The sequence below is a fragment of the Paraburkholderia phenazinium genome (assembly GCF_900100735.1).
In the GTDB taxonomy this organism is placed as follows: Bacteria; Pseudomonadota; Gammaproteobacteria; order Burkholderiales; family Burkholderiaceae; genus Paraburkholderia; species Paraburkholderia phenazinia.
Genome location: NZ_FNCJ01000042.1, coordinates 1 through 15,262, shown reverse-complemented (window position 1 = coordinate 15,262; position 15,262 = coordinate 1). Strand labels below are relative to the sequence as shown.

General features: G+C 62.2%; 15 protein-coding genes and 1 pseudogene. 5 read left to right on the top strand and 11 right to left on the bottom strand.

Features of this window, described 5'->3' with window-relative positions; translation table 11 throughout:
- Window positions 1-95: 95 nt before the first annotated feature.
- A complete protein-coding gene (locus BLQ92_RS38890) occupies window positions 96-974 on the bottom strand; it encodes an ABC transporter substrate-binding protein (protein ID WP_090696034.1) in 879 nt (292 codons plus the stop codon).
- Window positions 975-1,303: 329 nt separating this feature from the next.
- On the opposite strand from BLQ92_RS38890, the gene BLQ92_RS38885 reads away from it, so the two are divergent.
- Window positions 1,304-2,218, top strand: a complete 915-nt coding sequence (locus BLQ92_RS38885; RefSeq protein WP_090696033.1) for a LysR family transcriptional regulator — start codon at window positions 1,304-1,306, stop codon at window positions 2,216-2,218.
- Window positions 2,219-2,303: 85 nt separating this feature from the next.
- Here BLQ92_RS38885 and BLQ92_RS38880 read toward each other — a convergent pair whose 3' ends face one another.
- The gene (locus BLQ92_RS38880; protein WP_090696031.1) at window positions 2,304-3,905 is read right to left on the bottom strand and encodes a rhodanese-related sulfurtransferase; all 1,602 of its coding nucleotides are present in this window, start codon (window positions 3,903-3,905) and stop codon (window positions 2,304-2,306) included.
- Entirely contained in the window at window positions 3,902-4,510 is a 609-nt protein-coding gene (locus BLQ92_RS38875; RefSeq protein WP_090696030.1) for a cysteine dioxygenase family protein, read from the bottom strand. Before BLQ92_RS38875 ends, BLQ92_RS38880 begins: the two co-directional genes overlap by 4 nt.
- A 14-nt stretch (window positions 4,511-4,524) precedes the next feature.
- Between BLQ92_RS38875 and BLQ92_RS41220 the strand changes: the two genes are divergently transcribed.
- On the top strand, window positions 4,525-4,659 hold the full coding sequence (locus BLQ92_RS41220; RefSeq protein ID WP_279607920.1) for a hypothetical protein: 135 nt from the start codon (window positions 4,525-4,527) through the stop codon (window positions 4,657-4,659).
- A 175-nt stretch (window positions 4,660-4,834) separates the two neighbouring features.
- Here the strand turns inward: BLQ92_RS41220 and BLQ92_RS38870 are convergent, their stop codons facing one another.
- The gene (locus BLQ92_RS38870; protein WP_244106210.1) at window positions 4,835-5,662 is read right to left on the bottom strand and encodes a class II aldolase/adducin family protein; all 828 of its coding nucleotides are present in this window, start codon (window positions 5,660-5,662) and stop codon (window positions 4,835-4,837) included.
- Window positions 5,663-5,673: 11 nt separating this feature from the next.
- Window positions 5,674-6,753 (bottom strand): LLM class flavin-dependent oxidoreductase, encoded by a 1,080-nt coding sequence (locus BLQ92_RS38865; protein ID WP_090696029.1) that lies wholly within the window; start codon window positions 6,751-6,753, stop codon window positions 5,674-5,676.
- A gap of 261 nt (window positions 6,754-7,014) precedes the next feature.
- Between BLQ92_RS38865 and BLQ92_RS38860 the strand changes: the two genes are divergently transcribed.
- Window positions 7,015-7,983, top strand: a complete 969-nt coding sequence (locus BLQ92_RS38860) for an ABC transporter substrate-binding protein (RefSeq protein ID WP_090696028.1) — start codon at window positions 7,015-7,017, stop codon at window positions 7,981-7,983.
- Window positions 7,984-8,111: 128 nt separating this feature from the next.
- Here the strand turns inward: BLQ92_RS38860 and BLQ92_RS38855 are convergent, their stop codons facing one another.
- Window positions 8,112-8,855, bottom strand: a complete 744-nt coding sequence (locus BLQ92_RS38855) for an SDR family oxidoreductase (RefSeq protein WP_090696027.1) — start codon at window positions 8,853-8,855, stop codon at window positions 8,112-8,114.
- A 210-nt stretch (window positions 8,856-9,065) separates the two neighbouring features.
- Between BLQ92_RS38855 and BLQ92_RS38850 the strand changes: the two genes are divergently transcribed.
- Together BLQ92_RS38850 and BLQ92_RS38845 are read left to right on the top strand one after the other, a co-directional pair.
- Window positions 9,066-9,668 (top strand): TetR/AcrR family transcriptional regulator, encoded by a 603-nt coding sequence (locus BLQ92_RS38850; RefSeq protein ID WP_090696026.1) that lies wholly within the window; start codon window positions 9,066-9,068, stop codon window positions 9,666-9,668.
- Between the two features lie 99 nt (window positions 9,669-9,767).
- Window positions 9,768-10,358 (top strand): 2-hydroxychromene-2-carboxylate isomerase, encoded by a 591-nt coding sequence (locus BLQ92_RS38845; RefSeq protein ID WP_090696025.1) that lies wholly within the window; start codon window positions 9,768-9,770, stop codon window positions 10,356-10,358.
- A gap of 182 nt (window positions 10,359-10,540) precedes the next feature.
- On the opposite strand, the gene BLQ92_RS38840 is transcribed toward BLQ92_RS38845, so the two are convergent.
- The 5 genes and pseudogenes from BLQ92_RS38840 to BLQ92_RS38815 form a co-directional block, all read right to left on the bottom strand.
- Entirely contained in the window at window positions 10,541-11,392 is an 852-nt protein-coding gene (locus tag BLQ92_RS38840) for a colicin E5-related ribonuclease (RefSeq protein WP_090696024.1), read from the bottom strand.
- 145 nt (window positions 11,393-11,537) lie between these two features.
- On the bottom strand, window positions 11,538-12,566 hold the full coding sequence (locus BLQ92_RS38835; RefSeq protein WP_090696023.1) for a DUF6531 domain-containing protein: 1,029 nt from the start codon (window positions 12,564-12,566) through the stop codon (window positions 11,538-11,540).
- Between the two features lie 661 nt (window positions 12,567-13,227).
- On the bottom strand, window positions 13,228-14,217 hold the full coding sequence (locus BLQ92_RS38825) for a lysylphosphatidylglycerol synthase domain-containing protein (protein WP_090696021.1): 990 nt from the start codon (window positions 14,215-14,217) through the stop codon (window positions 13,228-13,230).
- On the bottom strand, window positions 14,214-15,080 hold the full coding sequence (hpnK, locus tag BLQ92_RS38820; RefSeq protein ID WP_090696020.1) for a hopanoid biosynthesis-associated protein HpnK: 867 nt from the start codon (window positions 15,078-15,080) through the stop codon (window positions 14,214-14,216). The genes BLQ92_RS38825 and hpnK overlap by 4 nt, the downstream gene beginning before the upstream one ends.
- Window positions 15,080-15,262, bottom strand: a pseudogene (locus BLQ92_RS38815) (hopanoid biosynthesis associated radical SAM protein HpnJ); the annotation flags it as partial. The pseudogene BLQ92_RS38815 and the gene hpnK, both read right to left, overlap by 1 nt.

Sequence of the window (15,262 nt, the reverse complement as noted above, 5' to 3'; positions counted from 1 at the left end):
TTCACCGAAATGAGCGCCGATTTGATTCGTTAGCCGGAAAGTTCGGCGCCGCTTCATCTGCAAGCCGAACGGGCAACACATTAATCAGCGTTTCCCTAGGGCAAAGGAAAACTGCGGTCGAAGCTGGCCCGCACATCGAGGTGCGTGGGGATTACATTGGCGGCTTCATAGGTGTCGGCGGTACGCTGCTGCGCGGCAATCACACTCTCGTCGATCGCCACCGGATGCACCTGACCGCGCTGATAGACGGTCTTCAGCACATCGGGCGGCAGGCCGGTCACGCGCGATTGCATCGCGGCAACCTGCTCCGGATGCGACAGCGCCCACTGCTGACCGAGCGCCACCCGCCGCAGGAAGTCCGCTAGTTGCGCACGCTTGTCGGTAATCGCGCGCTCGGTGGCGACCTGATAGCTGAGCCCCTCGGACAGACCCACGCCATTGGCGAGGATGCGGTCGTGATCGCGCGATTCGCTCAGGGCCGTGTATGGATCCCACACCGACCAGGCGTCGACACTGCCCGACGCGAGCGCCGCCTTGGCATCGGCCGGGGCGAGAAACACCAGCGTCACGTCGGAAAGCGGTACGTGTGCCTTCTTCAGCGCCGCGAGCGCGAGGAAATGGCCGATCGAGCCACGCGTGGTGGCGATGCGCTTGCCCTTCAGGCTCGCTACATCGGTGAGGGGCGAATGCGCACCGACGACGATCGCCAGATCGACCGGTTGCGAACGCGTCGCCGCCACCGCCCTCACCCGCGCACCTGCGGCAAGCGCAAACACAAGCGGTGCGTCACCGAGACCGCCAACGTCCACGGCACCCGCGTTCAACGCCTCTCCAAGCGGCTGCGCCGCCGGAAAATTGAACCACTCGATGCGGTACGGCAGGTCCTTCAGTTGTCCAGATGCTTCGAGAATGCCGCGCGTCTGCAAGGACTGGTCGCCGACTTTCAGCACCGGCAAGTCAGCGGCGCAGGTCATGGCCGACCACGAGGCCAACGCGGCCAGTGCGGCCAGCGCAATCACCCGGCGCGAGTGCGCCACGAAAGACCAAAGGGAGAAAAAGCGTGTCGTCGTCATAGGCTTCGTTACGGGTCGGTTCGGACTGCGGCGTAAATGCGGCTTCAGCAAGCGCATTGCACGCGGCAAGCCACTATCAGCAACGACGATACGGCACGCCTCTGTATAAGACAAACGCATTATTCTGCTAAGCAAATATGCGGAAATTGCCGCACAAGGCGGCATGCAGAACGCGCATTACAGGTATCATCGAACGCACGCTGACCGGCTCTCCCACACCACCGCTGAACATGAAGATCGACGATATCGACGCGTTCGTCGCCGTCCTGCGCGCGCAATCGCTGCAAGAGGCGGCCCAGACCCTCGGCCTCACGCAACCCGCCATCACACGGCGGCTGCAGAATTTCGAAGAGGCCTTAGGCGTCGAACTGCTCGACCGCAATACGCGGCCGCTGAAAGCCACCGCAACAGGCCGCGTCGTTTATGAGCAGTGCCGCGTGATCCAGCGCGAGCTCGACGTCCTGCGCGAACTGGTGGCGAACGATACGCCGCCGGTCGGCGCGCTGCGCCTTGGCGTCGCGCAGACGATTGCCGACATCGCGCTAACCGAAGCCATGCGCGAATTACGCACCGCCTACCCAGAGCTGCAGGCACGCGCTTCGACCGGCTGGGGCAGCCAGTTGCTGCAGCGGGTAGAAGCCGGCGAACTCGACGCCGCCGCGATCCTGCTGCCGGCCAACAAGGCCTTCGCCGAACCGCTTGCCGCACGCTCGCTCGGCCGTATCAAGCTGGCGGTGGTCGGCCCGAAAGGCGCCCTGAAAAAACGCCCGCACACGCTGGCCGAATGCCAGGCGATCGGCTGGGTGCTGAACCCGGATGGTTGCGGCTTTCGCGAGGGCCTGCAGCGAGCGCTCGCGGGGCTCGGTCTCGCGCTGAAGCTGAATCTGGAGACGCTCGGCACGGAACTGCAGTTGCAGCTCGTCGCCGACGGCAACGGCCTTGGACTGGTGCCGCTGCCCCTATTGCAGGCGAGTCGTCACGCGGCCGCGCTGGACGTGATCGCGGTCAGTGACTTCAAGCCGTTGATCGACATCTGGTTGGTCCACCCGCGTGTGCTGGGCAAGCTGCAGCAGCCGGTGGAGCGCTTCGGTGCGGCGGTGGAACGGCAGTTCAAGGCGGCGCGGCCGCAGATACGCGCGGCTTGAATACAGCCTGAACTGAGGGCTTAAAACGCGCAGGCTGGAACGCGAAGCCCCCGGCGTTTCCCAGCACTGTGCTGCTTAGCGCCGCTCAGATCACATGGAACCCGTGCGTGCCGTCGCGCGCGAGTTGCGCCACCAGCCCATACTCCCAGTCCAGATACGCCTGCATCGCTTCGCGCGCGTTATCCATACCTTCATAGGGACGCCGGTAACGATCGATGCGCGGTGACGCGAGGCGCGTCTCGCCTTGCTCGAGCGGCAGGCCTTCGGCAATCCACGCGTGGGTGCCGCCCGCCAGCACCTGCACCGGCTTGCCCGTCAATGCCGCCAGTTCCGGCGCCGCGAAGCGCGCTAGCGCACTGCTCCCGCAGGTCACCACGTAACGCTGCGCCTCGGGCAACTGATCCAGCGCATCGGCGAGCTGCCCGCGCAAGGCAAACCACGCGCCCGGAATATGCTGCTTCACATAGTTCGCACTCGCCGTGAAATCGAGCACTACCGTGCCGGGCGACTCCAGCAGCGTGGCGAGCCCGGCCGGGGTAATCTCGTCGACCGCGGGCGGCGGCACCGCATTGCGCACCACCGGCGTCGCGCCCTCCTCGGTGAAATCGGCGGCCGTCAGGCCGTCGATCACATATACCTCGACATTCATCTGCGCGAGCCAGGACGCCGTCATGTTGGCGCGTACGCCATCACTATCGGCAAGAATCACGCGGGCTCCACGCACCGGCGCGAACATATCGGTCTCCTGCACAAGCTGGCCACCCGGCGCACTGCGAAAGCCCGGCACATGGCTCGCCTGATACTCCTGCGGCGAGCGCACGTCGAAACGATAGACCGTGCGCACCGCTTCCTCGGCCCAGCGGCGCGCTTCGTCGCGCGAGGTGCGGCCCACCTCCGCGCGATCGGCTACCGCGCGCGCGGCAGCAGCGGCCGTAACCCGCACCGCGTCTGCCGTCACCGGTTCGAAACGGCGGGCGCTGCCATGCTCGAGCGACTGCCCCGCCAAGGTCCAGCCGATCGTGCCATTACGCAGCGCGGCAACCGGATTCGGCACACCCGCGTTGATGAGCGACTGCGCACCGATGATGCTGCGCGTGCGGCCCGCGCAATTGACGACAATCTGCGTCGACGGGTCGGGCGCCAGTTGCCGCGCGCGCAACACCAGTTCCGCACCGGGCACGCTGACGCTGCCCGGAATGTTCATGGTTTGATATTCGTCGAAGCGCCGGGCGTCGAGCACCACCACATCGCCCTCGCCATCGAGCAGCGCCTGCACTTGCTGCGCTTCGAGCGACGGGGTGTGCCGCTCGCTTTCCACCAGTTCGCCAAACGCCTTGCTTGGCGCATTGACGTCCTGGAACAGCTCGCCACCCGCCTCGGCCCAGCCGCGCAAACCGCCGGCAAGCAGGGTCACATCGGTATAGCCCAATTCGGCGAAACGGCGCGCGGCGCGCTCGGCGAGACCCTCGCCGTTGTCGAACGCGACGATCGGCACGGTACGGCGCGGCAGGCGCACCGGCGCCTCCAGTTCGAGCCGCGAGAGCGGCAGGTTGGCGGCGAACAGCGGATGGCTGCGTGCATGCGGATCTTCCTCGCGCACGTCGAGCAGCGCGACTTCGCGGCGCTCGAGCAATGCTCGGCGCACGTCTTCGAAAGTACGGGTACGGAACCCAGTCTCAAGTGTCATGGAATTGCCAACTCCCTCGATACATTCCAGATATTCGGCAATGCGTCATTCGAATAGCCGGAGATAAATGCCTTGCGGCCGCCCTGCTCCGGATACACCGAGCGCGACACCGCACCGATATTTGCACCATAAACGTGAATGCTGATCGACACGCGGTCCGGGTAAGCATTGCTGACACGATGAATATCGCCTATGTGTGGAGACACTGCATCGACGGTGCCGCTTTCGAGCCGCCTGGCTGTACCTGAAGCAATCACCGTGCCGTGTTCGTTCAAGCAATACGGCTGAGCGATTTCAGCACCTCGCAAGACGCCGATCAGCCCCCAAACGGTGTGGTCGTGAACCGGCGTCGCCTGTCCTGGCCCCCAGACAAAACTCACCACGGAAAAGCGCTGGCGCGAGTCCGCATGCAGCAGGTACTGCTGGTAGCGCTCGGGGTCAGGGCGCGCGTAGGCCTCGGGCAACCAGTCGTCGTGCGCGATCAACTCGCGCAGATAGATGCCACCGGTATTGAGTAGAGATGCTTCAGCGGGCGCCTCGTCGAGCAGCGTGGCGAATCGTTCGACGAAGGTGCGCAAGCGGTCATGCCGCACGAATTGGCTCATTTTTGAATCACGGAATGATGCGCGTCAGCTCGCGGCCAGGCGCCGCTACCGGACAGTTCGGCTTCGACGGGCGTCCCGTCAAGCAGCGCGCCGAATTGTTCGACGAACGTGCACAAGCGGGCATGCCGCACGAATTGGCTCATTATTGAATCAAGGAATCGAGAATTGAAGATTTAAGGGCAAGTGCCGAAAAACCGCGCGGCGTTCAGGCCGTACCGGGTCGGCCTGCGGCGAGGGTCAGAGACCGGTGCCGGCGCGCGACAGCGGCAGACAGCGGCGCCGGTACAAAACCGGCGTATCACGAAGCACAGTCATGAAGTGTGCTTAGTCAAAGACATCGGGCTCGGCGGCGACGAGCCCCTCGAGCAGACTCTGGAAGGCGAACAGCGCACCGCCTGGCCGCCCCACCTGCTCGTGCGTCAACGCAGCGATTTCATGCGGGATGGGTTGCGGTTTGCCCGCGGCTTCGGCAAGCAATTGCGCGTGGCAGGCATTGTCGAGGGCGATGTACCACCACGCCGCCGCTTCGACGCTCGGCCCTGCCGTCAGGATGCCGTGATTCTTCAGGATCACGGCCTTATGCTCGCCGAGCGCGGCAGCGATGCGCGCGCCTTCTTCGGTATCGAGCACGACGCCGCGAAAGTCGTCGAACAAGGCGTGGTCCCGATAGAACGCGCACGAATCCTGGGTGAGCGGATCGAGCGTGCGCCCAAGCGTCGACCACGCCTTGCCGTACAGCGAATGCGTATGCGCGGCCGCCACCACGTCGGGGCGCGCCTCATGAATGGCGGCGTGAATCGCAAACGCCGCCTGGTTGACCGGCCCCTCGCCCACCACGATCTCGCCCTGTGCGTTCACCAGCAGCAGATCGGAGATGCGAATGCGGCTAAAGTGCTTACCGAACGGGTTGACCCAGAAGTGATCGGGCCATTCCGGATCGCGTGCGGTGATATGGCCGGCGAGCCCTTGATCGAAGCCGTAACGTGCAAAGAGGCGAAACGCTACCGCCAGGCGTTCCTGCCGGTAGCGGCGCTCTTCCGCCACGCTAGCCCGCGGCGGGGCCTCGTCGAACCAGAATTTGCGCACTGGCGCATGACGTTGCAGCGTCGGCGCGTCTGCAGAAACACGGGCAGCCAAAACAAGATCGGTCATCGCGCCTCCACTCAAGCTGCCACACGTTCGCTACGAGCAATGCGCTCGCGCGTGGCGGGGATCAGCGTGCGGCCGTAGTCGAGCGCATCCTCGAGGGGATCGAAGCCACGGATCAGGAAGGTCGTCACGCCCAGCGCGTAGTACTCGGCGAGCGTATCGGCGACCTGCTCAGGCGTGCCGACCAGCGCGGTCGAATTCGAACGGCCGCCGATTTCCTTGGCGATTGCGGTCCACAGACGCTCGTCCGCTCGATCCGCCGCACCCGACGCGGCCAGCAAGCGGCGTGCGCCTTCGCTCTGCGCCGGGCCACCCACGCCGAGACCCTGAGCGGCGCGCAGCCGCCGTGTCTCGTCGAGAATCCGGTCGGCCCGTTGCCATGCCGCGGCCTCGGTATCCGCGAGAATGGGCCGGAACGACACCGAGAAGCGCACAGTACGCCCGTGTCTGGCGGCCTCCGCACGTACTCGAGCCACCTGCTCGCGCACCTGCGCCTTCGATTCGCCCCACAGCGCATAGACATCCGCATGACGGCCGGCGATCTCGAGCGCGGGCGCCGACGCCCCACCGAAGTACACCGGCAGATGCGGCTGCTGCAACGGCTTGACTTCGGAGAAGCCCTGCTCGAAACGATAGTACTTGCCAACGTGATCGAACGGCTTGTCCGAGGTCCAGATGCGCCGCAGGATCGAGACATACTCGTCGGTCCGCGCATAACGCTCGTCGTGCGAGAGGAAGTCGCCGTCGCGGCGCTGCTCCGCGTCGTCGCCGCCGGAGATGATGTGCACCGCGAGACGGCCACCCGAATAGTGATCGAGCGTGGCAAGCTGCCGGGCCGCGAGCGTGGGCGCCACAAAACCGGGACGATGGGCCAGCATGAAGTGCACCCGTTGCGTGACGCTGGCAGCACGCGCGACAGTCAGGAGCGCATCGGGACTGGTCGAATGATGGGGCACGAGAACGCGGTCGAAACCAGCTTCCTCATGCGCCCGCGCAAACTGCTCCAGATACCCGATATCTATCGCCGGACCTTGCGGCGCGTGCGTTTCCGAGACCTTGCGGGTCTGGATCATGCCGATGAATTCGACTGCCACGATGGGTCTCCCAGAGGATCGACAGTACGCCGGGCGCATCTTGCGCAGAACGGCGGCGACACCCCGGACAGGGCGTCAAACGAGCATCAAAGGTAGCACCGCAACATGCGTTCGTTAAATATTGATAGTCGATAAAGATATCGCAATCGCATGTTTGTAGCGGCCCGGGGCCGTTGCTAACCTCGCTTCGCTACGGCGCATTCCGGCGGTTATGCGGGCGGCGCTGCACGCTTCTATCCTCCTTTTCGTGGAACCATGCCGATGACCGCCTTTCGCTCCGACCGCCGCCGCGTCCTGCATACCCTCGCCGCCTGCGGCATTGCGCCGGTTGCCGCGTGGTTCGGCGCGACGGATGCGCATGCTGCTACACCGGAACTCGTGTTCGGCGATCAGGCGGGCGGTCTGCGTGCGCTGGCTGAAGCGGCTCATGTGCTTGACGGCGCGCCCTATGCGTTTCGCTGGGCGAACTTCCAGGGCGCGGCGCCGCTCTTCGAAGCGCAACGCGCGAATGCGGTGGATCTGGCGCCGGCGGGCGACCTGCCCGTGCTGGCTGCCGCAATCGGCGATCCGTCACTGAAGATTGTCGCGACCCGGGTGGGGACGCCCACCTCGCTCGGCATCGTGGTGCAGGCTGATTCGCCGTTGCGGCATGTGGCCGACCTGAAGGGCAAAACCGTGGTGGTATCGTCGGCACGCGGCAGCATTTCGCAGTATCAGTTGTACGGCGCGCTGGCCGAGGCGGGACTGACGCGCGACGACGTCAACGTGCGCTTTGTGCTGCCCGTCGATGCCTTCGCTGCGTTCGAGGCTCGCCAACTGGACGTGTGGGCGACCTTCGATCCGTACTACGGCACCGCCGTGCAGCGTGGCGCACGGGTGTTGCGCGACGGCACCGGCATCAACACGGGCCTCGCGTTCATTACCGCATCAGGCGCGGCGTCTGGCGACCAGGCGAAGCGGCCGGCCCTGGCTGACGCACTACGACGCTTCCAGCGCGCCGGCGCATGGGCCGTGGAACACCCGGAGGCCTATGCGCAGGTGTATGCCACCGTGACACGCTTGCCCATCGAGACATCGAGAGTCATCACGGCCCGCTCGGCGTTGCGGCAGCGTCCGGTTAGCGACGAGGACATCGCTGCGTTACAAAAGGTCGCGGACCGCGCATTCGAGCAACGGATGCTGCCTTCGAAGGTGGACGTCCGCGCAATCACTGAGCAAGGGATCGGTTAGATCCTGCAAGCTGAGCCTCTGCTGACGGCGCCCCCGTTGCGCAGTTTGTCACTGCGTGGCTCCGAGCGCCTGCCGCAGGTGGGACGTGACCGTGAGCAAGGCTAACGATCTGTGATGCGCGCATTCGCTTACCAATGTTCGCGCCAAGGGCGCAAATCGAGTTCATGGGTCCACGCATCTCTTGGTTGCGAATGCAGATACCAGTAGTTGTCGGCGATGTGTTCCGGCTTGAGGATGCCGTCGTCGCTGCGGGTCGCATAGCGCTCGGGGAAGTTCTCGCGGATGAACTCGGTGTCGATGGCGCCATCCACGACGACATGGGCAACGTGGACATTCTTCGGGCCCAGTTCGCGCGCCATGCTTTGCGCGAGCCCGCGCAGCGCGTGCTTGGCCCCGGAGAACGCGGCGAAATTGGCCGAGCCGCGCAGGCTCGCCGTCGCACCGGTAAAGAGAATCGTGCCACGTCCGCGCGCCACCATGCGCTTCGCCGCCTCCCTGCCATAGAGGAAGGCGCCGAAGCAGGCCATCTCCCAGATCTTGAAGTACTTGCGCGCGGTTTCTTCAAGAATGCTGCAGGGCACATTCGCGCCGATGTTGAAGACCAGCACCTCGATCGGCCCCACTTCCCGCTCGATTTTCTCGACCAGTTCGACCACCTGCTCTTCCTTGCGGGCGTCGGACGCGAAGCCGATTGCCCTGCCGCCTTCGGCTTCGATCTGCTCGACGAGCGGCTGCAACTTCTCGGCGCTACGCCGCACCATACAAGCGACCAATCCTTCCCGTGCAAAGCGCCGCGCGATCGCGCCACCCGTGGCATCGCCCGCGCCGATCACTAGCGCGACGCCCTGCGGCGCCGGTTCGTCATTTGCCATATTACCTCCTTTAGTGAACGATCGTTTGTTTATACCCCTTCCTTTGCAGGAAGACCAGCCGATGGTTTACCCCGATTCCGGTGAAGTTTGGTGTGAAAAATCACGGCTTATAGGCTTGATAGTGTTGTTGAAGAAGACAAATTGCCCCGTCTCCATTGCTAAAAAACTATACTAATCAATGAACGATTCATTTTTGATACGGTAAACACCATGCGATATTCCCCGGGTCACAAGGAAGCGACGCGCAAGCGTCTGCTGGAACTGAGCAGCGCGATGGCAAAGGAGCGCGGTTTTGGCTCGATGTCCGTGGACACGTTGATGTCGGCGGCGGGCCTGAGCGGCGGCGCGTTCTACGCGCATTTCGGCTCGAAGGAAGAGCTATTCGTCGAGATCATCGGCAACGAGCTGGATCGCAGCGGCAAAATGCTTGCGCCGCAGGAAGGAGAACAACCGCTCGAATGGGTGGCGAAGGCCTTTGATAACTACCTGACGGTGGGGCATGTCCGGCATCCCGAATCGGGCTGCGTCGTGCCTGCTCTGGGAGCGGAGATCGCCCGGGCCGAACCGGGCGTGCGCAAGCTTTACGAGAACGCCATGACGGCGCTGAAGGACCGCTGGGCTGAAGGCTTGGGCGATCCGGAAGTGGCCTGGGCGATCATCTGCCAGTTGATCGGGACGATCGTGGTGGCACGCGGCATGTCGTCCAAGCGCGCGATGGAAGAGATCATCCAGGCAAGCCGCGCGCAGCTGGACCGAACCATTGCAGCGCAAATTGAAGCGACGGCGGCGCCGGACGCCTCGCGGGAGGCTTGAGGTTTCGAGCTTCCGCTCTGGTCCGATTGCATTGACAGCTGATGGCCAGATACTCTATCGTTTATTTAACGAACGATCGTTTATTAAAACGGAGACAAGATGGCAAAGCAGGTGGAGTTTTATTTCGACGTCGGCAGTCCCGCGGCTTATCTGGCATGGACGCAACTGCCGGGCTTGTGCGCGCAACGGGGTGCCGAGCTGGTCTACAAGCCGATGTTATTGGGCGGCGTATTCAAGGCGACGGGCAACGCGTCGCCGGCGGTGATACCGGCCAAGGGCCGATACGTGGAGAAGGATTACGAGCGTCATGCGAGTCGTTATGGCGTACCGCTGACGATCAATCCGCACTTTCCGATCATCACGCTGCACCTGATGCGGGCGGTCACGGGGGTGCAGATGCGGCACCCTGAGCGGCTGGATGGGTTGTTGAAGGCGGTTTTCGAAGCCATGTGGGTGGATGGTCTGAATCTGAATGAATCCGAGGTGACGGTTGCGACGCTTGCGAAGGCGGGGTTCGGGGCTAGTGAGATTGAGGCTTTGGCGAACGACCCGCAGGTTAAGGAGGTCTTGAAGCAGAATACGGAGGAAGCGGTGAGGCGTGGTGTGTTTGGTGCTCCTACTATGTTTGTGAATGGAGAGATGTTCTTTGGGCAGGATCGGCTGGAGTTTGTGAGGGAAGCGCTGGGTTGAACACGAGACGAACGCTTACAGATTAACTGCATCGACGAACTCACACCGTGGGTCGTCGCCGATCAGCTCCGCACCGCAGCCTGAAGATCACGGTCTCCAGTCAAGACGTTGCTGGCGCCGCGCTTACCAATCGACGCTGACCGATACTTCTCAAAAATTTTTCCTGGATCTTCATACCAGCCTCAGAAGGGTTGATACCAAATGGCTCTGGGGCGGTTCGATATTTGCACGATCGTGCCGTCAACGTCGTTGCGCACGACGTAGTGCCCGTCGCCGCGAATATACGCTGTGGCCGGATCGTCATTGTCGGAGGAAACCGCCCACCCCCAGTCCAACGCAGGATTGAACATGCATTCGATACATATCGGCTGCAGCCCCGGCTCCGGCAAAGCGCCTAACAAGGAGCGCAGCAATCCTGTCCGATTGGCGGTCGGCCCCGCCGGATTTGCACCGCTCTCGAGATTGCTAATCCACTGGTCTATCTCACCACTACTGATAGCCGTCGCGGCACCTATCGGCGTGGACCCACCTTCGTTTTGTGCGACCGTACCGGTGCGCGATACCACTCGACCGTCAGCTGAATAGCCGTAGTTCACAGCTAGAAATCGATACAGGCTCCCATTCAATGTAGTGGGATACTCGTTATAGGTGAACTGCGTTACCTTCCCTCGCACGTTATAGGTGACAAGTGCTTCACGGTTGTCGCCGGCCAGATAGGTAGCGCGGTGCGCTGCGTCCCTGCGCATCGTGCCCATGACCCACCCTGAGACCCTGTCGTTAGCAGTACGCAGATTGCCCGTCTCGTCATATCTGTAGAACCATTCAGCGGTCTTGCTCCCATTTAAATATTCAAGAGCCGTTACCACCCGATTTGACGAGTCGTAGGCTAAACCGACTGTCCTTTTCTGTCCCGACGCTTTAGCGTCAAATCCGCTCGCACCGGTTGGATCATCGGTAGCGAATTCGCTGAATCCCGTCACGTTACCCTGCACGTCATAGGCAAACGCACGCACCTTCCAGGGTGACGCGATCATCGAAGGAATCAAGCTAGTAGTCGCATCGGCATATCGTACGGAGGTGATGGTTGTGCCGGACGCATTCCGTACCACCAGCCGAACGGCGCGGCCTGTCTCGTCATAGCTGTACTCATTTTAGTGCCGCCGGTCGGATTTGTTTCACTCAGCGGGTTGCCGGATGCATCCCACGTCGAACTGGTAGTGCCGGACGAAGAACTGCTCGCAGTCGGGCGCAGCATCCCCGCGATCGATGAAAAGCTATGGCGCTTTTGAACCTCGTATCGTCGTAGGCATACCGGAGCACGTTGCCATCGGGCCACGTGACCGAGACAAGATTGCTGTTCACGTCATACGCGTACTGTGTCATGCCGCTCAGCGGATCGTTCAGGCGCGAAAGACGGCGCTTGTCGTCGTACTCAAGCCGAAGCGTGAGATCGGCGCCGGCGCTGGTGCCCTCTGCATGCTGCGTTATCGCTGTGAGCAACCCCGTGCTGTCATAGGTCAGCGTTCGAGTGAAGCCGGTTCGGATCCTCTCCGACAACAGAGAACCTTGCGACGAATACGATTCGGTGGCACCGGTGCTCGGATCTGAAAGGATCCAGTTCGTCCCGTTTTGCGATAAAAACAGGCCGCGATATGGCGTCGTGCGCCAGAAGCCCGCGGACCAGTTGAACGTAACCGGCTCACCGTTCGCACGGTACGCGAGAACCTTTGAAGCACTCCCACTGTTGGCATTCGTCAGGTCCAGCTGACGCTGCCAACTATGAAACCAGGCCGCTCCCATCGTGCTGGCATTCTTTGCGAGCGGCTTCGACCGATACGTGCGCGTGAACTCCAACGGCCTGTCGTCGCCGCTAACGAAATCGGCTTCGATTAGCGTGACCGCGCCGCTACCAGGGTATACGGGATCGGCGACCGGGCAACTCTGCTCGGGTTCGTCAGTCGCGGGAAGCGAACACCACAGATCAATCGACGCGAGGTCGTTGATGCAGGCGTAATTACCCATGCCACCAGGGGTGTTGCTGGTCGCGTCGAGGCGACAGGTTTTTGACCCCGGCGTTGCACCGGACTTTGAATAGAGACTGAAGCAGTCGCTGGCGTTGGCGCCAAAGGCGACCAGAAGTAATAAGAATGCGGCCAGGATGCGGGCAAGATTGACGACAGGCCCGAGAGAACGGCTTTCGGGCTTCATGAATCTCCTTGTTTTAGTGCGTCTTTAGGTATACATAATAATTCGACGCTAAATCAAGGATGCGGGATACCCGAATAGGACAATTCGGAGAATCTAGTCCGCGCAACACACATTCACAAAGGCACTAAAGTAATAAGCATCGGACTAGGGAAATTTCCGATCGGCAAGCTGATTACGCGGAGATAGTTACTCTTTTTTGGAAAAAAGCCGAGCAAAGTCCAAAACCGAAGAGACAACCAACGGCAGAAGAGGCGTCCCAAATGAAGTCGCAAACGCGCCACGTGTGCTGACGGAAAAGCGAAATCAAAATATAGTTAGAATACCTTCCGAATTAACAGAATGTGTTATGCCCGACGGCGGGGCGCGCAGCGCGACGCTGGAACGGATGACTGCTGTGTCACTGAGTGGGAATGCGCGAGGGCAGATCTCGTCTTGGGCCGTTCCCGATGGCAGACCGAGATGGCTCACTAAGAGCTAGCGGTGTGAAGCCCGCTTTCTTTGCCTACTTTCTTTGCGGCGGCAAAGAAAGTAGGTGCCGCCCCGCACAGGGGCGAAGCTAATAGACCACCAAGAATACAAGGAAAGGCCAACACCGTAGGCAAACAACCAACAACGAGGCGCCGCAGGCAACCACCAAAAAATCGCCGCGCAGGCAAAAAATTCACTCCCCCACCCCAACAACCCGCGAACTCGAATTCCTCCACCAAACCTCAGCCACCTGCCAGGAAACAAGCGCGGCGCATCCAAACAAAACCTCGCGCATACGCTTAACAAGCGCCAACGAAAGCGCAACCTCGCGATCCACCCCAAACAACTGCGCAAGCAAAACCACAGCCACATCCTGCACCCCGACCCCAGCGGGAACAAAAAACGCAGCATGCCTAACAGCCTGAGTAAGCCCTTCAATAGCAAGCGCCGCAGTCAAAGAAACCGGATGCCCAAGCAACTGCAAAGCCCAATAAGCCTCAAACGCCCCAAGCAAATACCCACCCAACTGCCAAAGAAACGCCCGCATCAAAAGCCCAGCCCGGCACATGAGGGCATCAATATCCGCATCGAGCTGCCGCCCATCCATCCCCTGCAACAGCGAACTCGAAGCCCCCAACAACTTCACAGCCCACCGCTCGATAGCATGAAAAACCCCACCCCGCCGCACGAGCACAACTGCGATAACTGGCAAAGGCAACGACAACAGCAACGCCAACCCAATCGTCCCCACCCCATCGGCCCGATGCGTCGAAGCAACAATGAGAATCAGCGCCAGCGCAGAAAACGCATACTGCACCGCCATCGTCACCATCACCTCGACGATCACCGAAGCGCTCACGCCACTCAAATCCGTCACCCGCCACCGCGCCAGCCGAATCCCAACAATCTCGCCGCCAATCCCCGCCACCGGCAACAACCGGCTCACCGCCTCGCGCACCGTCGCAACCCACCACAAGAAAACCAGCGACGCGCGCCTGCCCAGCAACAGATGCCAGGCATAAGCATCGAGCAACAACGGCAGCGCATGAAATGGCACCAGCCACAGCAGCGCATAGCCCGCCTGGCCGATCACCTGGATCAAACCCGCCACGCCCTCATGCAGCACGAGCCCAATCAGAATCGCGATGCCCACCGGCAAGCCGGCCCATTGCAACCACTTCATGACGGCTGCACCCCACGGTGATGCGTCCGTTGGCTGCACACGTCGGCAAAACCGCCTCGCGTCGCTCCCGCTGCCTCGATCGCTGCCGCCACCCGCGGCGACAACAGCGCGGCCAATTCGTCCGCGTGCCGGTAGCTCCGCATGCCCGGCGTCAACGCGCCCTCGCCCGCTACTGCCGGATGGCAATAGATCTCACCCACGCCCTCAGGCAAATTCGCCAACGCATCGAGCAACACCGCTTCATCCATTTGCCCCGTCTTCGCAATGCCAACCACGTAGTCGTTATGCGCAATGCCGGCGCGCTCGAGCCGTGCCCGCACCAGCCCGATCCAGGGCTTCAGCCAGAACGGTTCTCTGGATTCGCACGGCAAGCGCATCGCGCGCATGCCGTAGTCGCGGCCAATCTCCAGGATCAGCCCGAGCACCGTCGGATGCAGATGGAAATGCTTGTGCGTGTTGACGTGATCGAGCGGGAGTCTAGTCTTCGCGAACGCTTCGAACTGCGCGCGTATTTCCAGTGCTAGCTGCTTGCGCACATGCGGCAGAAGAAAGAAGCGAAAACCGTCACCCACCATGTTGTCGCCGAACCGGCCACGTGTATCGACCAGCGCCGGAATCGCCTCGCGCGGCAGGAACGCTGCGCCGTCGGCCAGCACCAGGTGCAGGCCGACCCGCAGTTCCGGCAACCGGCGGGCACGCGCCACCGCATCGCGCGCGGCAGGCGCCGCCACCATCAGGCTCGCCGCCGTCAGGACGCCTTGCACATAAGCGCGTTCGACGGCCTCGTTGACACGCTCGTGCAGACCGAAGTCGTCTGCCGTGAAAATCAGCGTGCGCTGCGGCAGCCGGGCCTCGTGCGTCATCACGCTTCGTGAGCGCGCAGGAAGCGGAAGAACTCCACGCCCTCACGCAAGCGGCGCTTCATCATGTCCCAGCTCATGAGCATCTCGCGCACGATTTCCCAGATCTTCGACGGCCGGAAATAGAAGCGCTTATAGAAGCTCTCGACGTGGTGATAGATCTCCTCACGCGACAGGTGCGGATA